Origin of the sequence: Ensifer adhaerens (assembly GCF_002940685.1) — a bacterium.
In the GTDB taxonomy this organism is placed as follows: domain Bacteria; phylum Pseudomonadota; class Alphaproteobacteria; order Rhizobiales; family Rhizobiaceae; genus Ensifer; species Ensifer adhaerens_E.
In genome coordinates, this window is sequence record NZ_PNFP01000025.1 from 28,873 (window position 1) to 51,584 (window position 22,712).

General features: G+C 62.7%; 22 protein-coding genes. 2 read left to right on the plus strand and 20 right to left on the minus strand.

Features of this window, described 5'->3' with window-relative positions; translation table 11 throughout:
* Positions 1–37: 37 nt before the first annotated feature.
* From C1A35_RS32570 to C1A35_RS32585, 4 genes are all read right to left on the minus strand, one after another.
* Positions 38–259 carry a DUF2933 domain-containing protein gene (locus C1A35_RS32570; RefSeq protein ID WP_104668378.1) on the minus strand — a complete coding sequence of 74 codons (222 nt, stop codon included), beginning with the start codon at positions 257–259 and terminating at the stop codon, positions 38–40.
* On the minus strand, positions 256–2,346 hold the full coding sequence (locus tag C1A35_RS32575) for a heavy metal translocating P-type ATPase (protein WP_199773090.1): 2,091 nt from the start codon (positions 2,344–2,346) through the stop codon (positions 256–258). Before C1A35_RS32575 ends, C1A35_RS32570 begins: the two co-directional genes overlap by 4 nt.
* 210 nt (positions 2,347–2,556) lie before the next feature.
* Positions 2,557–4,011, minus strand: coding sequence for a multicopper oxidase family protein (locus tag C1A35_RS32580; protein WP_104668425.1), 1,455 nt, complete (start codon positions 4,009–4,011; stop codon positions 2,557–2,559).
* A 98-nt stretch (positions 4,012–4,109) separates the two neighbouring features.
* Positions 4,110–4,547 carry a hypothetical protein gene (locus C1A35_RS32585; RefSeq protein ID WP_158665226.1) on the minus strand — a complete coding sequence of 146 codons (438 nt, stop codon included), beginning with the start codon at positions 4,545–4,547 and terminating at the stop codon, positions 4,110–4,112.
* Between the two features lie 104 nt (positions 4,548–4,651).
* On the opposite strand from C1A35_RS32585, the gene C1A35_RS32590 reads away from it, so the two are divergent.
* Together C1A35_RS32590 and C1A35_RS32595 are read left to right on the plus strand one after the other, a co-directional pair.
* Complete coding sequence (locus C1A35_RS32590) at positions 4,652–5,059, plus strand: hypothetical protein (protein WP_104668381.1); 408 nt, start codon at positions 4,652–4,654, stop codon at positions 5,057–5,059.
* 107 nt (positions 5,060–5,166) lie between these two features.
* Positions 5,167–5,595 carry a cytochrome c gene (locus C1A35_RS32595; RefSeq protein WP_337442009.1) on the plus strand — a complete coding sequence of 143 codons (429 nt, stop codon included), beginning with the start codon at positions 5,167–5,169 and terminating at the stop codon, positions 5,593–5,595.
* Between the two features lie 208 nt (positions 5,596–5,803).
* Here C1A35_RS32595 and C1A35_RS32600 read toward each other — a convergent pair whose 3' ends face one another.
* The 16 genes from C1A35_RS32600 to arsB all read right to left on the minus strand — a co-directional run bounded on the left by C1A35_RS32600 (position 5,804) and on the right by arsB (position 22,680).
* On the minus strand, positions 5,804–6,607 hold the full coding sequence (locus C1A35_RS32600) for a sulfite exporter TauE/SafE family protein (protein WP_104668382.1): 804 nt from the start codon (positions 6,605–6,607) through the stop codon (positions 5,804–5,806).
* Between the two features lie 257 nt (positions 6,608–6,864).
* Positions 6,865–7,305 carry a DUF411 domain-containing protein gene (locus C1A35_RS32605; protein ID WP_104668383.1) on the minus strand — a complete coding sequence of 147 codons (441 nt, stop codon included), beginning with the start codon at positions 7,303–7,305 and terminating at the stop codon, positions 6,865–6,867.
* A 30-nt stretch (positions 7,306–7,335) separates the two neighbouring features.
* Positions 7,336–8,790, minus strand: coding sequence for a multicopper oxidase family protein (locus C1A35_RS32610; protein ID WP_104668384.1), 1,455 nt, complete (start codon positions 8,788–8,790; stop codon positions 7,336–7,338).
* Between the two features lie 100 nt (positions 8,791–8,890).
* A complete protein-coding gene (locus C1A35_RS32615) occupies positions 8,891–9,370 on the minus strand; it encodes a hypothetical protein (RefSeq protein WP_234823098.1) in 480 nt (159 codons plus the stop codon).
* Positions 9,367–12,540: an efflux RND transporter permease subunit gene (locus C1A35_RS32620; protein WP_104668385.1), complete on the minus strand. Its 3,174-nt coding sequence runs from the start codon at positions 12,538–12,540 to the stop codon at positions 9,367–9,369. The genes C1A35_RS32615 and C1A35_RS32620 overlap by 4 nt, the downstream gene beginning before the upstream one ends.
* A complete protein-coding gene (locus tag C1A35_RS32625) occupies positions 12,537–13,967 on the minus strand; it encodes an efflux RND transporter periplasmic adaptor subunit (protein WP_104668386.1) in 1,431 nt (476 codons plus the stop codon). Before C1A35_RS32625 ends, C1A35_RS32620 begins: the two co-directional genes overlap by 4 nt.
* Positions 13,964–14,365 carry a FixH family protein gene (locus tag C1A35_RS32630; protein WP_104668387.1) on the minus strand — a complete coding sequence of 134 codons (402 nt, stop codon included), beginning with the start codon at positions 14,363–14,365 and terminating at the stop codon, positions 13,964–13,966. Before C1A35_RS32630 ends, C1A35_RS32625 begins: the two co-directional genes overlap by 4 nt.
* Positions 14,366–14,476: 111 nt before the next feature.
* Positions 14,477–14,839, minus strand: a complete 363-nt coding sequence (locus C1A35_RS32635; protein ID WP_234823099.1) for a hypothetical protein — start codon at positions 14,837–14,839, stop codon at positions 14,477–14,479.
* 249 nt (positions 14,840–15,088) lie between these two features.
* Positions 15,089–16,306, minus strand: coding sequence for an FtsX-like permease family protein (locus C1A35_RS32640; RefSeq protein WP_104668389.1), 1,218 nt, complete (start codon positions 16,304–16,306; stop codon positions 15,089–15,091).
* On the minus strand, positions 16,303–16,974 hold the full coding sequence (locus C1A35_RS32645) for an ABC transporter ATP-binding protein (protein WP_104668390.1): 672 nt from the start codon (positions 16,972–16,974) through the stop codon (positions 16,303–16,305). Before C1A35_RS32645 ends, C1A35_RS32640 begins: the two co-directional genes overlap by 4 nt.
* 6 nt (positions 16,975–16,980) lie before the next feature.
* On the minus strand, positions 16,981–17,412 hold the full coding sequence (locus C1A35_RS32650) for a hypothetical protein (RefSeq protein ID WP_199773088.1): 432 nt from the start codon (positions 17,410–17,412) through the stop codon (positions 16,981–16,983).
* A 67-nt stretch (positions 17,413–17,479) separates the two neighbouring features.
* Positions 17,480–19,006 carry an alkaline phosphatase gene (locus tag C1A35_RS32655; protein WP_104668392.1) on the minus strand — a complete coding sequence of 509 codons (1,527 nt, stop codon included), beginning with the start codon at positions 19,004–19,006 and terminating at the stop codon, positions 17,480–17,482.
* 92 nt (positions 19,007–19,098) lie between these two features.
* A complete protein-coding gene (locus tag C1A35_RS32660) occupies positions 19,099–19,602 on the minus strand; it encodes a copper chaperone PCu(A)C (RefSeq protein ID WP_104668393.1) in 504 nt (167 codons plus the stop codon).
* A gap of 112 nt (positions 19,603–19,714) precedes the next feature.
* Positions 19,715–20,839 carry an ArsO family NAD(P)H-dependent flavin-containing monooxygenase gene (locus C1A35_RS32665; protein WP_104668394.1) on the minus strand — a complete coding sequence of 375 codons (1,125 nt, stop codon included), beginning with the start codon at positions 20,837–20,839 and terminating at the stop codon, positions 19,715–19,717.
* Entirely contained in the window at positions 20,836–21,591 is a 756-nt protein-coding gene (gene arsH / locus C1A35_RS32670) for an arsenical resistance protein ArsH (protein ID WP_104668395.1), read from the minus strand. The genes C1A35_RS32665 and arsH overlap by 4 nt, the downstream gene beginning before the upstream one ends.
* A gap of 9 nt (positions 21,592–21,600) precedes the next feature.
* Positions 21,601–22,680: an ACR3 family arsenite efflux transporter gene (arsB, locus tag C1A35_RS32675; RefSeq protein ID WP_104668396.1), complete on the minus strand. Its 1,080-nt coding sequence runs from the start codon at positions 22,678–22,680 to the stop codon at positions 21,601–21,603.
* Between the last annotated feature and the right edge of the window lie 32 nt (positions 22,681–22,712).

The following is a 22,712-nucleotide window of genomic DNA, read 5'->3' on the forward strand; positions in this document are numbered from 1 at the left end:
AGGCGGCCTTCGCGACCGCTTCCGCCGAGCGGGCGTGTCATGTGATGTCGCCCGGTTTCGTCGGGCGGTCTTCACGGTCATGGCGATGTCCGCCATGGCCACCGTGGCCGCCATGAAAGAAGTGCATCAAAGGGCAGGCAAGCAGTATCAGGTAGGGCGTGAAGCCCAGGGCGTGCTGCCAGTGCTCGCGAAGGAAGAAGAACGCGGCGATCACCGCGAGCGACATTGCAAACAAGGTCCATCTGCGATCCCAGGTCATATCCGGACACTCCTCAATCTTAGAGAATTCCCGATCACGCTGACCGACGACAGGGCCATCGCGGCCGCGGCGATGATCGGGGACAGCAGGAGGCCGAAGGTCGGGTAGAGCACGCCCGCGGCCACGGGCACTCCGGCGGCGTTGTAGATGAAGGCGAAGAACAGGTTCTGCCGGATGTTCTTCATCGTCGCATGGCTCAACTGCCGCGCCCGCGCGATCCCCTGGAGGTCGCCCTTGAGCAGGGTCACGCCCGCGCTCTCGATCGCCACGTCGGTTCCAGTGCCCATGGCGATGCCGACATCGGCGGCGGCGAGCGCAGGCGCGTCGTTCACGCCGTCTCCGGCCATGGCGACGATGCGGCCTTCCTTGCGGAGGCGCGCGACGATCTCGCTCTTGTGTTCCGGCAGGACTTCCGCTTCGACTTCCGTGATTCCGAGCTTGCGGGCGACAGCTTCAGCCGTGGTCTTGTTGTCCCCGGTCAGCATGACAACGCGGACGCCCTCGTTCAGCAATGTCTGTACAGCCGCGGGGGTCGTCGCCTTGATAGGGTCGGAAATGGCGAACAGGCCGCTGACGCGACCGTCGACGGCCACGAAGATGACGGTCGCGCCTTCGCCGCGCAGAGCCTCGGCCTCCCTGATCAGGGCCGACACGTCGACGCCGGACTCGTCCATGATCCGATGACTGCCGATGATCAGCTTGCGCCCCTCGACGGAGCCCGTGACACCCTTGCCGACGGGGCTGTCGAAGTCCTCCGCATTGCCGAGCGTCAGGCCGCGTTCTGTGGCGGATTCGACGATGGCCGCCGCGAGCGGATGTTCGCTTGCGCGTTCCAGGGTCGCCGCCATCCGAAGCAGCTCGTCTTCACTCACGCCCCCGGTCGTTGCGATCGAGGTCACCTTCGGCTTGCCCTCGGTGAGCGTTCCCGTCTTGTCGACCACCAGCGTGTCGACCTTTTCGAAGCGCTCGAGGGCCTCGGCGTTCTTGATCAGCACGCCGAGATGGGCGCCGCGGCCGACCCCGACCATGATCGACATCGGCGTGGCTAGACCTAGAGCACAGGGGCAGGCGATGATGAGTACCGCGACCGCTGCGACCAGTCCGTGGGCGAAGCGCGGCTCCGGTCCCAGCCACATCCAGACCGCAAAGGCGATGACGGCGATCGCGATGACCGCGGGAACGAACCAGCCGGAAACCTCGTCGGCGAGCCGCTGGATCGGGGCGCGGGAGCGCTGGGCCTCCGCCACCATCTGCACGATCCGCGACAGCATAGTGTCTCGGCCGACCTTGCCAGCCTCCATGACGAAGCCGCCCGTCTTGTTCATGGTGCCGCCGATGAGTTTCGCGCCGGGTTCCTTGGTGACGGGCATCGACTCGCCGGTGATCATGGATTCATCGACCGAACTGCGGCCCTCCACAAGGGTGCCGTCGACCGGAACTTTCTCGCCCGGACGGACGCGCAGCTTGTCGCCGACGGCGACGGCCTCCAGATCGACATCCTCGTCGGTGCCATCAGAGCGTATGCGCCGGGCGGTCTTTGGCGCAAGATCGAGAAGCGCCCTGATCGCGCCGCCCGTCTGCTCGCGCGCCTGCAGCTCGAGAACCTGCCCGAGCAGCACCAGCACGGTGATCACGGCGGCCGCCTCGAAGTAGATCGCCACCGCCCCTTCGCCGGATCGGAATGTTTCCGGAAACAGGCCGGGGGCTGCGGTTGCGACGACGCTGTAGACCCAGGCTGCCCCCGTGCCCATGGCGATCAGCGTGAACATGTTGAGGTGCCTGTTGACGATGGACTGCCAGGCCCGTTCGAAGAACGGCGCGCCAGCCCAAAGGACGACCGGGGTCGCCAGGACGAGCTGGATCCAGTTCGACATCTGCGGACCGAGCAGCATGTGCAGGTTGGTGAGATGGCCGCCCATCTCGAGCGCCAGCACGGGCAACGTCAGGACCAGCCCGATCCAGAACCGCCGCCGCATGTCGACTAGCTCCGCGCTCGGTCCAGTGTCGGCCGTCACGACCGCGGGCTCGAGTGTCATGCCGCAGATCGGGCAGTTGCCGGGGCCGAGCTGTCGTATCTGGGGATGCATGGGGCAGGTGTAGATCACCCCATCCTGCTGTGAGCCCTGCTTGCCTAAGGCCTCGGGGCGCTTCGGGTTCTGATTGGCGTGGTGGTGATGGTCGTGACCTTCGTGATCGTGGTGATGCTTATGCTCGTCCATGGGATTTCTCCGTAACGGTACCCGCCTCCAACAGAGCTAGCGTCCAGCCACCCAGTAAGGGGGCCGGACGTCTCCTGTTTATGCGTAGACGACGAAGGACATCATTCCCGATGCCATGTGATAGAGGTGATGGCAGTGGAGCGGCCAGTCGCCCGGATTGCTTGCGTCGAACACGACACTCACGCTCCCCATCGGCGGCACGAGAACAGTGTCCCGCACAGCGCCACCGAATGCTTTCCCGCCGATGTCGACCACCTGGAAGTGGTGTCCGTGCAAATGCATCGGATGGGACATCATCGACATGTTGCGCATGGCGATCTCGACCCTTTCGCCTTCGCGGACATCAAGGCCGTCGCCGCCCTCGATCCGCCAGTCGTAGCCGCTCATGTTGCCCGTCAGAGTGAGCTCGAACCGGCGGTCGGCGGGACGGGCGGGAAGCGGTGTGACGGCTGCCAGCCGCTGTTCCAGGTCGAGCCCCACGACCGGGCCGGGTTCCGTCCCGCGCGATGCGATCTTGGCGATCTTTGCGCCGGACGGCGCCAGGATGATGCCGGTGCGATGATCTGTGCCCTCGCGCAGTGCAAGGATTGGATGGGCTTCGGCCGACTTCGGAAGCTCAAGCAGGATATCGAGCCGCTGACCCATTGAGATCGGGAAGCGGCTTCCGGAAATCGGTTGGATTGGCTGCCCGTCGACGGCGATCAACTGTCCCGTGAGCGTGCCGGTGTCGATCGTGAAAGAGGTGGCCGTCGCGCCATTGATGATGCGCAGGCGAATGCGACCTCCGCTCTCGACGGTGACCACTTCCGGATCGTCGAGCGTGCGGTCGTTGGCGAGGTAGGCATCATACTCGATGTCGTTCAGATCCATGGCGGCCATGCCCGGCATTGTCGCTCCGGACATGTGGCCCTGCATTTTGGATGCCATGCCCTGCATCATCGCGCCGTGGTTCATCCCGTGGCCGCCCGCCGATCCCTTGAGTTTGGCGAGCAGTTCCTCGGCCGGCGTGAAGGAGAAGTCGTGCAGCAGGACGACCACTTCCTGCTCGTCGCGCTGCCTGTCGTCGGCGGTCCGCACGATCAGGGGCGCAGCAAGCAGGTTCTGCTCTTGGAGCGTATGCGCATGCATCCAGTGCGTGCCGCCGGAGCCGACCGGAAACGTGTAGCGCCGGGTTTCGTTCGCTTTCAAAAGTGCTGCGGGATTGTCCGGAACCCCGTCCATATTCCATGGCGGCGCAAGGCCGTGCCAGTGGATGAGCGTTGCTTCCCCGCCTTGATTTGAAAGGGCAACGTCGAACGCATCCTCCGCGTCGAGCATCAGCCCGACAGTGCCATCCGGTTGGAGGAGCCCGAACACGTCGCCAGCTTTGCCGTTCACCTCGATCACGCGCTTCGTGATCGCAAGATTGCGGGTGCCCGCTTTTAATGTTGCCTTGCTGGCCTCAGCCCAGCTTTTGTTTGGATGCAAAGCGGCAGCCGATGCGGCGACCACGACGCCCGACATCAGTCCGCCCAGGAATTCACGGCGTTTCATAACCATTGACCTCTCGTTCCGTGCCGGCCAATGCCGGCGAAGGTCGCACCACACGATGCGACCGGGAAAGACAGCCGACAAGCGACGGCTGTTCTCGTTCATATGGCGGATCGAGGAGGGCCTATGGCGGGGCGGGAGGTGATCCCGTTGATGGACGGTTGAGGAGCGAGGTCACGGCGGCCGTCCGAGTTCAAGTTGATTTCGCCGATAACTGATGTGGGGAACACCGCGTAGCACAGGCTGCAGACGCTCATGCAGCACGCTTTCGGGCCGTGTGGTTTGCTGTCGACGTGAAGATCGGTTTTAGCCTGCGAGGAGATGGCATGTTGACTGCCGACAGCGTGTGTCCCGCAATCCACGGGGGCGGCTTGAGACATCGGCACGAACAGAAACAGAATTGCGACGAGGACGGCCAGCAATTCCCTTGCACGTTTCCGGACGATGTGACTGGCGGCGATCATGGTTTCGTTCGACACCCTGTGCTGTCTTCGCGCACAATGCGCAATTCCTGCATGCATCGCCTTGACCTTGATCAATCGACACCGATTGCGAGTCCTTGGCGTGGAGGCGGGCAGATTGCGCCTCCCGCCCACCGTGATAAGGTCGCGCTCTCACCAGAGACGGCGGAAGGGCAACCCCAATGAACCCTCCCAAAACGGAACACCTTCCGTTCTACATCACCGCTCCCGGCGGAACGGACTACTTGTTCGTCGGCGTCACGATCGCCTTCATTGCGATCATCATGCTGGTGGGCGTCCTTTACCTCCGCCTGCATCACCTGCCTGACCACATCGCGAGCACGGGGCAAAAGGTCCAGCTAGAACTCGTCGGTGTTCTTGGCCTGATTGCAATGTTCACGCACAACAACGTGTTTTGGATAGCCGCCCTGCTTCTGGCTTTGATAACCGTTCCAGACATCTCAACTCCTTTGGCGAGCATAGCACGATCTCTTGCCAAAATTGCGGCTCGCAAACCCGCTACGACATCCGCGAGCGTTCCGATAACACCGACAGAACAGCCGCTGCCTCGCGAGACAGGTCGGGCATGAGAGCGAAAGCGAGACCACTGGTCCTGTCGGCCGCCGTCTTAACCATGGCGATCTTCGCAGCGACGGGCCAATCGACATCACCGAAAGTGACCGAGCGACAGCAGGACATGAAGGCGATGGCGGGTGCCGCCAAAACCATTGACGCCATGTTCAAGGGCAGCTCGCCATACAATTCGAAGGCCTTCAAGGCAGCCGCCGAGACCATCCGGACGTATTCCGGCGAATGGCTCGCTGCCCTGTTCGAAGCGCCCGTCGTCTCTGGAGGATCGAAGGCCAGTGACAGCATCGAAGCCGATCGGCCGACGTTCGACAGGCTGGCGGCCGAACTCGGCGCTTATGCGTCGGTCCTTTCAGTCGCGGCCGACCGCAACCCAGATGCTCTCGGTCCCGACATGCGAATGAAAGGCGGCGACGCGACGATGGGCGGGCCGCTCGCCAAGAGGAAGGCGGGCAGCTCCCGATCCGATGTCGATACCCGCCGAGCACGCCTTCCACATGATGCTGCAGACGTGCACCTCCTGCCACGCCAAGTTTAGAGTGAAGGGCGAGTAGCGGCCGTCGCGAGTGACGCTCAATTCTGAAAATAACTAATAAAGTCATATAGTTAATCGCATAACGCGGATTATGGAACCGCCACACCTGCGAGTCCCTGTTAGTCCCTTAGCCGAAGAAGAGTTTGGGTGCTATGTCCTCTGGCTCGCGAGCTGCGGATGCTTCACGTCGCGGGAGTTTGCCGACATGTGGCTAGTGCCGCCAAACCTTCACCGCCGAGATCAGGAGGATGATTGCCAAAGCCGGAAGTAGGACGCCGTTCGGAACCATGCCAAGCAGAAGGCCGCCCACGAACGTGCCGACGATTGATCCGGCAGCCATCAGCAGCATGAAGGCCTTATTGCGGCCGATGACGGAAAAGCTCTGATCGCGGCTGTAGCGGGTAAACCCGACTAGCATGGTCGGCAAGCTCACCGCGAGTGAGAGACTGCCGGCAAGCTTGATGTCCGCACCGAACAGAAGGACGAGCGTCGGGATCAGCAGTTCGCCTCCCGCCACCCCCAGAAGTGCTGCGACGATGCCAATGACGAAACCAGCGATGACGCCGGAGAGTATCTGGGACAAGCCGGTCAGCAGCGGTTGGCCAGATGTCGCATCGTGCCCAAACATCAAAACAATCGCGATCGCAACCAGCATAGCGGAGATCACCTTATAGAGCGTCTCCGAGCGCAGCTTTGTCGCCCAGCCTGCGCCGAACCACGCGCCGACCAAGCTACCCGCGAGTAAGTTGACGACGATCGGCCAGTGGTCGGCTATCGCGCCGAAAGGGACCGTGCCTGCTCGAAAGGGCAGCGCCGTCGCGACGACGACGAGGCTCATGGCCTTGTTGAGGATCACCGCCTCAAGCGCCGCGAAGTTGAAGAATCCGATCAGGATCGGAAGGCGAAACTCTGCGCCGCCAAGACCGATGAGACCTCCAAGCGCTCCGATGAGGGCTCCGCCCCCGAAAGCAGCAGCAGGACGGAGGGGAACTGACGTGTTGGCGTGGTCGGTCACGATCGATATATACCCAGAAATATCACGAGGACTGGCGGTCGTTTTGGCGGCGGAAGCCTAGAAAATTGTCGGTTGAGCGGAGCGGGCTGTGAGTAATAGCACGCAATACAAGTTGAAGACATTCCCGTTCCGCCACGTCGAGACATAGTTCGAGTTCAGCCCGGAGGAATGGTCCGATCTATGCAGATGCTAGCGGAGCGAGGCGCCGGCTCGACTGAGATCGAGCGCTTCCCGCCCACGGTACTGACAGGATCGCCTTACTCCGTCGCGTAAACCTCCGGTTTCTTGCCGTCCTTTGGCACCGTATAGATCACGAACGGTTCGGTCTTCGTGCCAGCCATGCCGGGCGAGCCCATCGGCATTCCTGGCAGGGTGATACCTGCTATCGGTGGCCGCTCCTTGAGGAGCTTGCGCACGATGGTCGCCGGCACATGCCCGTCGACCACGTAGCCGTCGATGAACATCGTATGGCAGCCCTGCATGTTTTCCGGCACACCTGCCTTGCGGCTGATCTCGAGAAGATCATTGGTCGGCTTGACGTCGACATTGAAGCCGTTCTCGCGCAGGTAGGCGGCATAGCCCTCGCAGCAGCCGCACTGGGGGTTCTTATAGAGCGTGGCCTGCAATGGATCGGCGATCGCCGGCGCGGCGAAGGCTATGAAGGCGGCAAGACTGGCGAAGAGGATTGAAGGTGTCATTTTGGTTCTCCTTGCGTAGTTCTGTTTGGTTCAGGCGACGCGCAGCACGGTCATCATGCCCGACATCTGGTGGTCCATGACGTGGCAGTGCAGCATCCAGTCACCGGGGTTGTCGGCAACGAAGGCGGCCCCGACGACATCCTTCGGAGCCATCAGCACCGTGTCCTGCCATTGGCGATGCGGGACCGGCCTGCCGTTGCGGCTCAAGACCCGCAGGCTATGCCCGTGGAAGTGCATCGGATGCCACCAGGTGGTCTCGTTGCGCAGCTCCAGCACGACACTGCGGCCGCGCTTGAACGCGAGGGCGGGTTCCATTCCCGCATGGCCATCCCCGGTCATCGACTGGCCGTTGATAGCCCAGACCGCGCCATGGCCCATGCCCATCATCCCGCCCCCTCCCATCATTCCGCCCTGCATGTCTCCCCTACCCATCATCGCGCTCATCATGCCGCCTTGGAGCGTGAGCCTGTGGCGCTCCGCCGAGGCGAGATCGGGTTCGAGCAAAGGATTGCGGAGGAGCGCAAGCTGAGCGTCGAGAGGATGCTCGCGGATCGGTGGCCTCGCATCGTAGGCGAGCTGCGTCAGCCGATAGGACAGGCCATCGTAGAAATCATCGACGACCTCGTAGGTCCGTCCGGGTGCTCCCTGCATGTCGAGAACAAGGTCGACCCGCATGGCCGGACCGAGAAAGATGCGGCGGCCCTCGGGCTCGTGCGGATCGCAAGGCTGGCCGTCGATCGCCACAACCACGGGCCGATGACCATCGAAGCGCAACGCCATGATCCGCGCGAGCGACGCGTTGACGAGGCGCAGCCGTATGCGCTCCCCTGTCCGGAAAGCCTCAGTTTCCGACACCCGGCCGTTGAGCGTCACCGTGTTGCCGACGCGGCCGGACATCCCCGCTTCCATCCGGTTGCCGAAGCCGGAGGCGATGCCGCCGTCCTCGGTCAGCCGCCAGTCGGAAAGCACCCAGACAAGGTCGCGGTCGACGGCGACGGGTTCGCGTTCCTCCACAATCACCGCCCCCGCGAGGCCGCGGCCGAGTTGCTCGAGGCTGTTGGCGTGCGGGTGATACCAGAAGGTTCCGGCATCCGGCGGCGTGAACTCGTAGATGAAGCTCTCTCCCGGCCTGATCGGCGGCTGCGTCAGCCCAGGCACGCCGTCCATCGCATTGGGAAGCCGAATGCCGTGCCAGTGGACCGTCGTTTCCTGGTCGAGGCGGTTTTCGACGACGAGACGCGCTGGTTCGCCCTGACGCAGGCGTACCAGCGATCCGGGCACGGTTCCGTTGTAGGTCCAGACGTCCGTTGCGGGCCGATCCGGCCCCGTCAGGCGCGCGCGGCCAGCCGCGACGGCGACCTTGTAGTCGTTCGAAGAAGACGCCGAGTGCGCCGGAATGGACGGCAGCGCTGTCGCCAGCAGAAGACCTGCGCCTGCCTGGAGCAGCCCCCGGCGCGAAACAGGGCAGTTGGATTCACTATTCACTTTCGATCCTTCCGATCATCGTACACGGCGGAACGCGTAGGCGTTGCCGCGCATGGGTTCGCTGGTCCGGCAAAGCTGCTTAGTCGCAACCGTCGGAAAATCAGCCGATGTCGAAGGTTCGTGGTGGGGCGGGATCGGGCGGCCAGACCCAGCCGAAGAGAAACGGCTCGCGGGCAGCAACTGGAGCAAGCCTATCCCCGGCCGGAATGTGAATCGCTGTGGGCAGCGACGCGACGACGGGGGCTGCGCAGAGCTTGCCGCAGGCCATCGCCTTCATTGCGCCTGCCTGGTCGGGACAATCCTGGCAGTCACCGTGGTCGGACATCGTCATTTCCGCCATGGTCGCCATCTTCGCAGCCATGCTGCTCGCCTGGGCCACCGACAGGCTCATCCCCGCGGCGACGAAAACCGCGAGGAGCAAAAGGCCAAGCTGTCGGACAGGCCAGCGCTTCATGACGAAGAGAATCGCGCCGAACCTAGGGGAATACAAGCCATGATGCGCCGCTGTGCAGACCAGCCGCGTCAACACTGCGTGACGCGATGCAGACCCTGACCTCGGCGCATGGTTGCCATCTTTCATTCGGCCGCTTCCTTGAGCCTCATTTCCGTGGCTTTGGCCATTGGTCGGTCGTCGGCGCGGGCTGGCAGCCGCCAGCCCTTCGCCAGTCCGTAGATCGCCGGGATCACCGCTAGTGTCAGCACCGTCGACGAGATCATGCCGCCGATCATCGGCACGGCGATGCGCTGCATGATTTCGGATCCGGCCCCGGTGCTCCAGAGGATCGGCACCAGCCCCGCGATGATCGCCACGACGGTCATCATCTTCGGTCGCACCCGTTCCACCGCTCCGACCATGATCGCGTGATGCAGGTCGTCCCGCGTGAAGGGGCGGTTTTCGCGATCGCAATCCTCACGGCGTTCTCGCAGCGCCTGGTCCAGATAGATCAGCATGATCACACCCGTCTCTGCCGCCACGCCAGCAAGCGCAATGAAGCCGACGACCACCGCCACCGAAGCGTTGAAGCCCAGCCACCACATCAGCCAGATGCCGCCAACCAGCGCGAAGGGCAGCGACAGCATGACGATGAGGGTCTCCGTCAGTGCCTTGAAGTTCAGGTAGAGCAGCAGGAAGATCAGCGCGAGGGTCAGCGGCACGACGATTGCGAGGCGCGCTTTTGCCCGTTCCAGATATTCGTACTGCCCGCTCCAGGCGACCGAATAGCCTGATGGAAGCGACACGCTCTTCGCGACGGCTGCTTGAGCTTCGGAGACATAGCCGCCGAGGTCGCGGTCGGCGATGTCGACGAAAATATAGACCGCAAGCTGGCCATTCTCGGTCCGGATCGTCGTCGCGCCACGCTCGAGCTTGACGTCGGCGACTGCGCCGAGAGGCACCGCGCCGCCGCCGGGGAGCGCGACCTCGATGTCGCGCGCGATCGACTGCGGATCGCTTCTGAACGCCCGCGGATAGCGGACGGCGACGCCGTAGCGCTCCCTTCCCTCGACGGTCAAGGTGACCACCTCGGACCCAAGCGCCGTGGCGATGACATCCTGCACGTCGCCGATGCTGAGGCCGTAGCGCCCGAGCGCGGTGCGGTCCGGCACGATGTCGAGGAAGTATCCGCCTATGACACGCTCGGCGTAGGCACTGGACGTGCCGGGGACGGCCTTCAGTACCGTCTCGATGTCGCGCGCCACGCGCTCCATCTCCTTGAGGTCAGTTCCGTAGACCTTGACGCCGACGGGCGTGCGGATGCCCGTCGACAGCATGTCGATGCGGGCGCGGATTGGCATGGTCCAGGCGTTGGAGACACCGGGGAACTGAAGCGCCGCGTCCATTTCCTGCTTGAGGCTGTCGATGGTCACGCCCGGCCGCCATTCGGTCTTCGGCTTCAGGGTGATGATCGTCTCGAACATCTCCGTCGGCGCGGGATCGGTGGCGGTCAGTGCCCTGCCCGCCTTGCCGAAGACCGTCTCCACCTCCGGGAACGACTTGATGATCCGGTCCTGGGTCTGCATCAGCTCGGCAGCCTTGGTCACCGACAGGCCGGGCAAGGTCGTCGGCATGTACATCAGCGTGCCTTCGTTGAGGGTCGGCATGAACTCGCTTCCGATCTGACGCGCCGGCCAGACCGTTGCGGCGAGTGCTGCGACCGCGATCAGGATCGTGATCGTCTTCGCCTGCAGCACCCCGGCAATGATCGGGCGGTAGGTCCAGATCAGGAAGCGGTTGAGCGGGTTCTTGTGCTCGGGCACGATCCGGCCGCGCACAAACAGGACCATCAGTGCCGGAACGAGCGTCACCGACAGCAGGGCAGCCGCCGCCATGGCGAAGGTCTTGGTGAAGGCGAGCGGCCCGAACAACCGCCCCTCCTGGGACTCCAGCGTGAAGATCGGCAGGAAGGACACGGTGATGATCAGCAGGCTGAAGAACAGCGCCGGGCCGACCTCGCTCGCCGCGTCGATCAGAACCTCGGTGCGGGGCTTGTCGGGTGGCGCCCGCTCCAGATGCTTGTGGGCGTTCTCGATCATCACGATCGCCGCATCGATCATCGCGCCGATGGCAATGGCGATGCCGCCAAGGCTCATGATGTTGGCCCCGATGCCGAGCGTCCGCATCGCGATGAAGGAGATCAGGATGCCAATCGGCAGCATGATGATGGCAACGAGCGCGCTCCGCACATGCAGAAGGAAAGCGATCGTTACCAAGGCGACGATGATGGACTCCTCGGCCAGCGTGCCCTTGAGCGTCTCGATCGCGGCCTTGATCAGCTCCGAGCGATCGTAGACCGGAACGATCTCGGTGCCCGCTGGCAGGCTGTCCTTGACCGCCGCCAGGTTCTTCTTGGCGCTGTCGATGACGTTGAGGGCGTTCTCGCCGACCCGCTGCAGCACGATGCCGCTTGCGACCTCGCCTTCGCCGTTCAGCTCGGTGATGCCGCGACGCTCGTCGGGAACCGTCTCCACCCGCGCCACGTCGCCCAGGCGCAGCGGCGCGCCGCCTTCGGTCATCAGCACGATATTCTCAATGTCCTTGATGCCTTGCAGATAGCCGCGGCCGCGGACCATGAACTCGAACTCGGAGATTTCGACCGTGCGGCCGCCGACGTCCCGGTTGCTGGCCCGCACCGCATCGGCGATCTGCTTCAGCGTCACGTTCTGGGCGCGCAGGCGCGCCGGATCGACGACGACGGAATACTGCTTGACGAAGCCGCCGACACTCGCGACCTCGGCCACGCCCTCCGATTTCGAGGCGGCGAACCGCACGACCCAATCCTGCAGGGAGCGCAGTTCGGCGAGCGACAGTTCCTTGGCGACAAGGGCGTATTGATAGACCCAGCCGACGCCGGTCGCGTCAGGGCCAAGGCTCGGCGAGATGCCCTCGGGAAGCCGGCTCGCGGCGGCGTTGAGGTATTCGAGCACGCGGCTTCGCGCCCAATAGGGATCGGTTCCGTCTTCGAAGATCACGTAAACGAACGAGATGCCGAAGAAGGAGAAGCCGCGCACGACCTTCGACCGCGGTACCGTCAGCATAGACGTCGTCAATGGATAGGTGACCTGGTCCTCGACCACCTGCGGTGCCTGACCGGGATAGTCGGTGAAGACGATGACCTGTACGTCCGAGAGATCGGGAATGGCATCGAGCGGAAGCGAACGCAGCGAATACACGCCCGCGGCGATCGAGAGCGCGGCTCCCACGATGATCAGCACCAGATTGCGGGCGGACCAGGCGATGATGTTCGAGATCATGGTTTCACCTCGTCTGCAGTGAGCGCACTCAGCGCCGCATTGAGATTGCTCTCGGCGTCGAGTAGGAAGTTCGCCGAGGTGACGATCTTCTCTCCGGCTTCGATCCCTTTCCTGATCTCCGTCCGGTCGTCGCCGCGCGCTCCTAGTGTGACGTCGCGCGGTTCGAAGCGGCCCTCGCCCTTGTCGACGAACACCACCTGTCGGTCGCCTGTGTCGATGACCGCGCTGTTGGGCACCGCGACGACAGGGGCGGTATCACCCGAGGCGATCTCGACTTCGGCGTACATGTTCGCAAGCAGCAGGCCTTCGGCGTTGGGAAGCTCAATCCTCACCTTGGCCGTCCGCGTCTGCGACTGAAGCTCCGGGTAGATCAGGTCGACCGTGCCCTCGAACGCCTTGCCCGGCAGGTTCCGCACCCGGACCGTCGCTTGCGCGCCTTTGCGGATGGTCGTGGCATCGAACTCGGGCACGTCAGCGATCACCCACACCTTCGACATGTCGGCAATTCGGAAGAGGACATCGCCGGCCTCGGCCATCATGCCCGTCGTCGCGCTGCGTTCGAGGACGACGCCATCGCTCGGGGAGAGGAAGGCGATGCTTCTGGGCACCGTCCGGCTCCGGGCAATCGCTTTGACGGTCTCTTCCGGCACGCCGAGATTGCGTAGTTGCAGCGCGCCGCCGATGTCGAGGTCCGGCTTGCCGCCGCCCCGCAGTTCCGTGGCGTATTCGGCCCCGGCTCTCGCGATGTCCTTGGAGAAGAAGTGGAAGAGCTCATCGCCCTTCAGCACCCGGTCGCCGGTCGTCACATCAGCGACGCCCTCGATGAAGGCGTTCGCCCGCATGGAGACGATCCGGACCAGGCGCTCGTCGAACGTGACCGTTCCGGGCACCCGCACCTGGCGACTGACGACGGCGTTCTCTGCCGTCGCCGTCTTTACACCGGTCCGCTGCAGCTTGCCGAGCGAGACCTTGACGACGGAACTGTCCGCTTCCTCGCCGTCGTAGACAGGAAGGTAGTCCATGCCCATCGAGTCCTTCTTCGGCACCTTGGAGGTGTCGGGAAGGCCCATCGGATTGCGGTAATAGAGCACCTTGCGCTCGGCCGCCGCCGTCGCGGCTTCGGCCTTCTTGGGGGCGGCCCTCTTCCCGGTGTCGAAGGCGACGTCCTCGCTCTCGCGCACGGCGACGAAAGCCCGGCCGTCTGCGGTCTCCCGCGGCGTGGCCGAGTATTCCGGCGAACCGTCCGGGTGACGGAAATAGATTACCTTGCCCGTCGGCTCGACCGCGGGCTGCATGGTTTCCCCGAGCGCCTGCTCGGAGAAGAGTTTGGTGATGTCGGTGGCAAGGCCGCGCGTGCCAGCCGCGTAGCCTCCCCCGCCGGCGATGGCGAGGGAGCTGACGAAGAGCAGCAATCTGGACGTGGTCACGGCTGTGCCTGCAGAACCATTTCGCCCTGGACGGTCTCGGTCTCGCCCTGGACCTTGGCCGCCAGCTTGAAGCGCCAGCCGCCCTCCATGCTGAGATTGGTCTTGAACGCGTAGATGCCGGCTTCCGTTACCGGCAGGGCTTCGACCGGGGTGGTCATCGCCTCCATCCCCTCCGGCGCCATATCCATCCTCGTGCTGAAGATGACCGCGTCCGGCACGGGTTTTGCCGTCCTCTTGTCGATCAGGCGCACCGTGACGGTCACCTCGGGACCATGTGGGACTTCAGACTGGACGAGTTGGAACTCGTAGTCCGTTGCGGCGGCGAAAGATGTGGTGGTTGCAGCCAAAATGATGGCAACCGAGCCGAGGATCGCTCTCCGAGAAAAGATGTTTGTCATGTTGAATCTCACTCAGGACCGGCACTTCAGGGCCGCGTCCATGAAATAAATACGGTCGAATGGACGCTTTCCGTCTGGAAGCGGCCGTCCGGTTTCATTCAGCGAGTGAGATCAGGCTTTGGGAGGTCGCGCCGGCGGTTCGACGAGAGCGGACGGCAGGCGATTTTCCTGGAGGATCGGATGCGACAGATCGCGTGCCGACAGATCGATCCGCCAGCTATTTGCCTTGCTGCCGTGTGCGAGGATGATGGAAGAGCAGACGAGTGCGAGAGGGCACGTCTTTCCGCAATCGTTCTTCTGCGCGGGCTTCTGTTCCGGACAGCAGGACATGTCGTCCATGCCAGCCATCGCATCCATCTGCATGTCGGGCGAAAGAGCCATGGCGCTCGCAGCCGAGCCGACGCTCACGGGACCAAGCACGACCCCGAGCAACGCCAACACACAAAAAAAGCGCCGGAGCGCGACGACGAACATGCAGCTATGCTTGCATAGCGCGCTGCACATTGGAAGACGGTCACGGAAAGTTGCGACCGACGGCCGCACGCTAGGGCGTGTGCTACGCACCACCAATCGGTTGATTTATCAAGTTGATGTCCACCCACCCGTTCACGGGCTTGACGTATTGCCGCGGCATGGGTCGTGAAGGCGGCCCATCTCGGATCCGAACGGTGACAACCGCGCAGCACGACGACTTTTTCCCAGCCGAAAGGGCTGCGGCGTTGACTAGGAACTCGACTGAAGCGCCTGATCCAACCGGTCTCTATAAACTGCCAGCGCCGGAACGATGGCAAATATGCATCCGGTGGCGACTATGAGGGCCGCCAGCGATATTTCGCTAGGGCCCACGGACGGAGTTAGTGCGATGCCGGTTTGGCTGGCAACGAAATGCCCGGCCAAGCGGGACCCCCCAAGCCCCAGGAACAAACCCGCAATCGCACCACTTGCTATGACGGTCATAACATAGAGCCAGATACAGGCGAACACATAGGACCTGGGTGCCCCAAGCGCACGAAGAACGGCGAACCGCCGGCGGTGGACCCGCAGCAGCACGATCACACAGGCGATCACCGCGGCGATGACGAGCGCCTGTGTACCGCTTGCGAGCGCTGTCATCAGAACGCGTATATCGCCGAGGACCTGATAGAGGCCGACGAGCACCTCCGCCGGAAAGAACGCGGTCGACGCTTCCGTGCGGAACACGTTTCGCAGCCCGTACGCGGCCGCCAGGTTTTCTGGCTTCACCACCATGGCCGGTACGCCGGTCAGGTACGCTTCATCGAAGGGTGGTCCAAGGACAGCGCCGGCCTCGGGCGCATGTCCCGTCGGCAGATTGTGCAGCTTCCAAATTTGCTCGACGGGGATGATCACCGCGCGATCCCAAGGAGAACCTTGCGCCGGAAGGCGACCAACCACCTTAAACGTGCTCGCGTGGTGCAGATCGCCTGCCGTTTCCTCCGGGCCATGGCCATGGTTCGTTTGAAATGTCTCGCCGATCTTCAACGGTGAGGCCTGTCCGACAACGGCCTCTTCCCAGTTTTCAAAGCCCCTGCCCTCCGCCAGGCGACCATCCGCCAAGTGCGAAACGAGATCCCGCGTCGTTCCCACGACCGGATCCCCGTTGACACTGTCGCCGAAGGCAAGTGGCGCCGCAAACACCGCGCGGTTTTCTGCCAGGACCTCTCGTACGACCTCGGGTCTCAGCAGTTCGACCGACCCCGGCCGCAGAAAGAGTGATTTCAGCGTCACATCCGTAATGCTTCCGGGCGCCGCCACGATCAGATCGAACTTGTCCACGGCGCGGGCGCTCGCCTGCTTCAGGGCGCGCTCCTGCGAAAGGATGGCAACGCCCAGTCCGGTCGCGATCATGATGAGGATCACGAGCATCAGGTTCAAGCGGCGGTCCGCGCGCAGCATCGAGAGCACCAACGGAAAGGGGTTCATAGCGCGCGCTCCTTCCGCACTATCCTTCCGCGCTCGAGGTGGATGGTGGTCGCGGCGCGTACGGCGAACGCCGGATCGTGGCTTACGGCTATAACCGTTTTTCCCCTGGCTGCTTCCGCGATAAGCGCATCGATGACAAAACTTCCGTTTTTGGTATCGAGGCTGGCAGTGGGCTCGTCTGCGAGGATCAGCGGCGGATCGAACAAAAGTGCGCGCGCGATGGCAACGCGCTGCTGCTCTCCTCGCGACATCCGCGAAACGGACGATCGATCTTCCGGAATGCCAAATCTGCGCATGAGGGATTTCGCGTTCTCGGCGGCGCGGGCCGCCTTCCCGAAGCTTTCGGGCAAGCGAATGTTGGCAAGTGGCGACAATTCCGCGATCAGATTGAAATCCTGAAAGATCATGCCGACCGTTCGCCGCCGCCACACATCGCGGCGGCCCTCGCGAAGATCCGTCACGTTCTCACCGAGAACTGTAATAGAGCCACTGGTGGCGGGCGTAATTCCGGAAATGACGTTCAGAAGCGTTGATTTGCCGGAGCCGGACGGCCCCGCGATCACCGTCAGTTCTCCCGGTGGGAACGACAGTTCGTCGATGGCGAGAATGTCGCGGCGGTCGTTTGGTATGTCGCGAACTTCGACCCTGATCCCTTGCAGCGAAACCATCTTTGCTCAAAGCCGCTCGAAAACCGCGTCGCTCAGGCGCAGGAAGCTGACGAAGCCGGTTTCCTCATCCTTCTCGAATCCAACTTCGAGCTTTCCGACAACCTTGATCGGGAAGTTGAAGGGCGTGGCGTCCACGATGGAGGAGGTCTTGATCAGGACGATGTCGGTTGGCCAGTCGAGGGTCGAGTCGCAGAACGGGCAAACCGCCATCGGCATCTTCGTCAGGACGAAGAAAGTTGCCTGGGCTTTGAGCGGCGGCGCCATGTAGCCGACGATCGACACTTCGCTGCCGGTGAGAGCCTTGGTCTTGGCTGACGGATCGCTGCCCTTCTCGTAGAGCTCAGAGAACGTGAGCGTACTTGCAGCGCCAAAGGCCGCACCAGCTGCGATGGCAGCCGATATGAACACTAGAAAAACAACCGAAACCAGTCGTTGCATGCGTCACCTGAAGCTTGGGCAACCCGGCCTGGACCGGGTTGCCTGAATTTCTGCCGACGATCGACCGTTAGTCCTGCTGGCCGAGGCCCGAGGCGTTCGAAAGCACGTGGTAGATGTAGTTTTCTTCGACCGTGCCGGAGACCAGATGGGCTTGCGGTCCCCAGGCGTAGATCACGACGTCGTCGCCCGCGTGGGTTTCCGATTCCATCGGCACAAGAGCGGGCTGAAGGAAGTCGGGAGACTGCGTATCAACGGTGCTGAGGTCAGGGCGCACGCCGGCCGGCTGAGCGTCGGTTTTGCCCTTCTCGAGTGCTGGGAAGACGGCGCCCGGACCGTTGGCGTAGCCGAGCGTGGTATAGGGCTTGCCGTCGGCAGCCTTGGCGACAGTTCCGTCGACATCGACAACCAGGCCGAAGAGCGGATTGCCGCGCTTCGGGTAGCCGTTGATGGTCATGGTGTGCCCGTGATCGGCCGTAGCGACAATAAGGGTGTCTTCGCGCTTGGTGATTTCCAGGGCCTTCTTGATCGCCTGATCGAAGGCAATCGCGTCTTCGAGCGCGCGAGCGGCATTGCCCGCGTGATGGGCGTGGTCGATACGGCCGCCTTCAACCATCAGCACGAAACCGGTTTCGTTCTGGGCAAGTCGCTCGATCGCCTTTGTCGTCATCTCGGCTAGCGAGGGCTCGCCCTTGGCATCCTTCGCGCGATCCAGCTCGTATTCCATGTGGCTGCGATCGAACAGGCCGAGGAGCTTGGCGCCTGAGGACAGGTCGGCTGCGTCGAAGCCTGCCTTGTCTGTGACATAGAGGTGGTTGTTGCTCTTTGCCGTCCATTCGGCCGTCAGGTCGCGCTTGTCCGTACGGCTGCCGGTCTTGCCTTCGTCTTCAGCATCTGCTGTCTCCTTCGGGACGAAGTTGCTGCGGCCACCGCCGAGAACGACCTCAAAGCCATCGCCTGCAGGCCAGTTGACGAGCTGATCGGCAAGATCCTTGCAGCCCTTGGCGAGCGCGTCGCCGACTTCCTTGTCGTTTTCCCAGTCACGGTCCGGCGTGTGGCCATAGGTGGCGGCTGGCGTTGCGTGGGTGATGCGGGCGGTCGAGACCACGCCGGTCGCAAGGCCCGCCTCCTCAGCCATCTCGAATATCGTCTTGACTTCCTTGCCCTTGGACGCCTCGCAGTCGCCGACAACGGCGTCCTGGTTGAGGCCGATGATGTCGTTGCGGGTCTTCACGCCCGTAACCATAGCTGTTGCCGTCGGCGCTGAATCGGAGACCTGGCCGTCATGGCTGTAGGTCTTGGACATCGCCGTGTAGGGGAAAGTGTCGATTGTCAGAACGTTGGATTCACCGTCGACGCCGCGCTTCTGGCCTTCAAGGATACGAGCAGCCGTGACAGTTGCGACGCTCATGCCGTCGCCGACGAAGATGATGATGTTCTTCGCCTTGCCCGTGATGGGTTGAACGGAGAGCTTCGCATCAAGTGCGGCCTTTGCTGCCGCGAAGTAACTGTCTTTGGCCTGCGGCAAGTCAGCGGCGGTGACGTTTCCTGCGACCAGTGCCGCGCAGCACACTCCGGACAAAAGCGATCTGAGCATTAGCGAATCCCCTCGAAAATCGGAAAATGCGCCGCACCCACTGTCGGCGCGCGGGGCGAACCTAGTGAGCTACCGTTTCAGGGATGTGACATTCAGTGATGGGCGTGGCCCGCATGCCCGTGCTCGGTCGCATCGGCTGCCTCGACCTTTGCCCGCAGAGGCAGATCACCGCCGGGTTCGAAGGTCAGAACGACGTCGATTTCCTCATCGACATCGAAATCTTTCGATAGCTGTTCAAGCTTTATGGCGAGGCCGCCAGGGTCCATCCGAAACGCCCCCCGGGGCACTTCGACTACGCCAATTTCGACGGTCGAGATCGTCTCTCCCTGCAGGACAATTCCAACTGTCGTGGCCGTTCCGGCGGCATTGGAACGAGCCCTCACCAGCCGCACCGGGTCGCCATCATTTTCGATTTCCATGAAAAACAATGTCGTCCCGCCTGCCTCAGCGGCTCGGAGCCACGGATGGGTCACACGGATCTCGCCGAGCGCTGCAAGGTGAGCGTCCCCGCCATCGGCATTTGCCGCCGTGACCGCGGCCAAGACAAAACCCACGCTTGCCAGAAGGTTCCTGGTAAAAGAGCTTTGCATGACCATCGTCCCTCCCCGCTCATGATGCAGGTAGCGCCATTTCTTATCAGGCCGATGACGGTTGAATACCCACCGCGCGGGTGACGAGGTGGAGGGACGCGGTTTGTGTCTGGTTCATTCAATCCGAACGCGCGTTTTCGGACTGCGGGCTCGTCAGCGAAACTTCGGATAAGCCTTCACCCTGAACCCGCTCATGCAGATCAAGGAACCGTTGAATTCTGGGCACGACGAGCCTGGCGCTTCGCCCTGCGCCGATCAATGTTGCCGATGCCGGCCCTGTCCAACTGCCGTAGCCGACGAACCAAAGCCGTGGCTCTTTCGTGGATTGTCCGTCCTCTACATCGGCCGTGCCGTCGTCCTTCACGATGTCAGTGCCCGCAAGATGACCGAGCGCCGGCCTAAAGCCAGTGCACCAGATGACCGCGTCGACGGCCATAAAACGGCCGTCCGACCAGACGACGCCATTCTCCTTAAAGCGTTCGAACGGCCGCACGGTTGTAAGCTGGCCGCGATCACGCGCCGCCTTCACAGGCGGGACCATCACGATGTCACCCAGTCCGCCCGCCCGTTGCCCATCACTGTTTCCCAGCGCCCGGGCGGTAGCACGCTCGAACAGGACGTGACCATCAACGTCATCCGGCAGAAATGTGGGTGGAGAGGTCGTCACCCACGATGCGTCGGCAACCGTCGAGACCTCCGCATAGATCTGTGCGCCGGAATTGCCGCCACCCACAATCAGGACTGACTGCCCGGCAAACGCGTCCGGGGACCGGTAGTTCGCCGAATGCAGCTGAAGGCCGGTGAAAAGCTCTTGTCCTTCGTAGGGAGGCACGAACGGATTGCTCCAGGTTCCGGTCGTGTTCAAGACGGCTCGCGCCAGCCAGACCTCTCCCTGTCCTTCCACGCGGACCAGATCTTCGCCGGGTACGACCCGTTCAACACGGACGGGCCGCCGCACGTTGAAACCGTAACGCTCTTCGTAGCGAGATAGATAATCTATGACGTCGCTCTTGCTCGGATAGCCGCGTTCACGCGAAGGAGGCATCAGCCATCCGGGAAGCGAACTGTATCCGGCCGGGGAGAACAGGCGGAGCGAATCCCAGGTGTGGCGCCAGGCGCCGCCTGGCCCCTCCCCCGCATCGATGAGGGCAAAGTCGAGCCCGGCCCGGCGCAGGTAGTAGGCGGAGGCGAGACCAGCTTGCCCCGCTCCGATGACAATCACGTCATAGATGTGGTCCGTCACGCCGCACCCTTCTGCGGTGCGATGGCGATCGCGGAGAGGTCGGTCTGAGGATCGATCGGCTTGCGCGCTTCCTTGCGTTCCGAGTAGCGATCGACCAGCTGTTCCCCGTGTGGCCGCAAGAGGACGGTGAACCGGAACAGTTCCTCCATCACGTCCACGATCCGGTCGTAGTAGCTGGATGGTTTCATGCGACCCTGGCTGTCAAACTCCTGCCAGGCCTTGGCGACGCTTGATTGGTTCGGAATGGTGTACATCCGCATCCAGCGGCCAAGAATGCGCAGCGTGTTGACGGCATTGAAGCTCTGCGAGCCGCCGGACACCTGCATCACCGCGAGAGTGCGCCCCTGGGTCGGACGAATGCCACCCATGTTCAATGGCAAGTGATCAATCTGCGCTTTCATGATGCCGGTGATCTGGCCGTGGCGCTCTGGCGAACACCAGACCATTGCCTCCGACCAGATCGCATGCTCGCGCAGTTCCTTTACGGCCGGATGATTGTCGCCCTTCACCTGATCGGGCAACGGGAGATCCGAAGGATCGAAGATCCGGGTTTCCGCACCGAAATACTCCAGGATGCGCGCGGCTTCCTCGGTGGCCAGCCGCGAATAGGATTGTTCACGCAAGGATCCGTAGAGCAAAAGGATACGCGGCTTGTGATCGAGAGGGCCGAGCCCCTGCGCCGGATTGCGGTTCAGGTAGGCCGGATCGAGCGCCGGAAGGTGATCGATATCGGTTAGTGTACGCAGTCTCATTTCGTAATCCTATGCCTTGGAAGTGACGGCAGCTGGTGCCGTTGAAGCGAAGTACCGGCGACCGAACCAAAGGGCGAGCTGCACCAAAAGGATGAGCACAGGAACCTCGACGAGCGGTCCGATGACGGCCGCAAAAGCAACCGGAGATGCCAGGCCGAAAGCCGCGATCGCAACGGCAATCGCCAACTCGAAATTGTTGCCTGCAGCGGTGAAGGCGACGGCGGTCGTGCGTGGATAGTCGGCATCGATGAGCTTCGCCATGAAGAAGCTGACCGTGAACATCACCACGAAGTAGATCGTCAGCGGGATGGCGAGAAGCAACACGTCGAAGGGCAATCGTACTACGTCTGCGCCCTTCAGGCTAAACATCGCAACGATCGTGAACAGCAGCGCTGCAAGCGTGATCGGACCGATCTTCGGCAGGAAGGTGTTTTCGTACCAGTCCTCGCCTTTCGCCTTGGTCAGGAAGCGACGCGACAGGTAGCCTGCAAGGAACGGGATCCCGAGATAGATCAGCACAGCTTGAGCGATCGTCCAGAAGGATACGTCGATCACGCTTCCTTCAAGCCCGAACAGTGGCGGCAGGAAAGACAGGAAGAACCAGGCGTAGACGCTGAAAAACAGGATCTGGAAGATCGAATTGAAGGCAACCAGACCGGCGACGTACTGGTTGTCACCGCGTGCGAGCTGGTTCCAGACGAGGACCATGGCGATGCAGCGCGCCAGCCCGATGAGGATCAGGCCGGTCATGTATTCCGGGTAGTCGCGGAGAAACAGGACGGCGAGCCCGAACATGAGGGTCGGCCCGATTAGCCAGTTCTGCACGAGCGAAAGCGCCAGGATCCGCTTGTCGGCAAAGACCTGGTGGAGCTCGTCGTAACGCACCTTGGCGAGCGGCGGGTACATCATCAGGATTAGCCCGATGGCGATCGGGACATTCGTGGTTCCAACCGAAAGGCTGTCGAGCGCGGCGGGAAGCCCCGTGAACACCGTGCCAAGAACGAGGCCGAGAGCCATGGCGGCAAATATCCACACCGTCAGGTAGCGGTCGAGGAACGAGAGACGTAAGGTAGGTTGGGCGGGACGCAATTGCGTGCTCCTTGAAAAATGTTGGTACCGCA

Excerpts from the sequence above, each read along its gene's own strand:
- C1A35_RS32570 (WP_104668378.1), bottom strand. The coding sequence starts at position 259 with ATGACCTGGGATCGCAGATGGACCTTGTTTGCAATGTCGCTCGCGGTG.
- C1A35_RS32575 (WP_199773090.1), bottom strand. The coding sequence starts at position 2,346 with ATGCATCCCCAGATACGACAGCTCGGCCCCGGCAACTGCCCGATCTGC.
- C1A35_RS32580 (WP_104668425.1), bottom strand. The coding sequence starts at position 4,011 with ATGAAACGCCGTGAATTCCTGGGCGGACTGATGTCGGGCGTCGTGGTC.
- C1A35_RS32590 (WP_104668381.1), top strand. The coding sequence starts at position 4,652 with ATGAACCCTCCCAAAACGGAACACCTTCCGTTCTACATCACCGCTCCC.
- C1A35_RS32595 (WP_337442009.1), top strand. The coding sequence starts at position 5,167 with ATGAAGGCGATGGCGGGTGCCGCCAAAACCATTGACGCCATGTTCAAG.
- C1A35_RS32605 (WP_104668383.1), bottom strand. The coding sequence starts at position 7,305 with ATGACACCTTCAATCCTCTTCGCCAGTCTTGCCGCCTTCATAGCCTTC.
- C1A35_RS32615 (WP_234823098.1), bottom strand. The coding sequence starts at position 9,370 with ATGAAAGATGGCAACCATGCGCCGAGGTCAGGGTCTGCATCGCGTCAC.
- C1A35_RS32620 (WP_104668385.1), bottom strand. The coding sequence starts at position 12,540 with ATGATCTCGAACATCATCGCCTGGTCCGCCCGCAATCTGGTGCTGATC.
- C1A35_RS32630 (WP_104668387.1), bottom strand. The coding sequence starts at position 14,365 with ATGACAAACATCTTTTCTCGGAGAGCGATCCTCGGCTCGGTTGCCATC.
- C1A35_RS32635 (WP_234823099.1), bottom strand. The coding sequence starts at position 14,839 with ATGTTCGTCGTCGCGCTCCGGCGCTTTTTTTGTGTGTTGGCGTTGCTC.
- C1A35_RS32640 (WP_104668389.1), bottom strand. The coding sequence starts at position 16,306 with ATGAACCCCTTTCCGTTGGTGCTCTCGATGCTGCGCGCGGACCGCCGC.
- C1A35_RS32645 (WP_104668390.1), bottom strand. The coding sequence starts at position 16,974 with ATGGTTTCGCTGCAAGGGATCAGGGTCGAAGTTCGCGACATACCAAAC.
- C1A35_RS32650 (WP_199773088.1), bottom strand. The coding sequence starts at position 17,412 with ATGCAACGACTGGTTTCGGTTGTTTTTCTAGTGTTCATATCGGCTGCC.
- C1A35_RS32655 (WP_104668392.1), bottom strand. The coding sequence starts at position 19,006 with ATGCTCAGATCGCTTTTGTCCGGAGTGTGCTGCGCGGCACTGGTCGCA.
- C1A35_RS32660 (WP_104668393.1), bottom strand. The coding sequence starts at position 19,602 with ATGGTCATGCAAAGCTCTTTTACCAGGAACCTTCTGGCAAGCGTGGGT.
- arsH (WP_104668395.1), bottom strand. The coding sequence starts at position 21,591 with ATGAGACTGCGTACACTAACCGATATCGATCACCTTCCGGCGCTCGAT.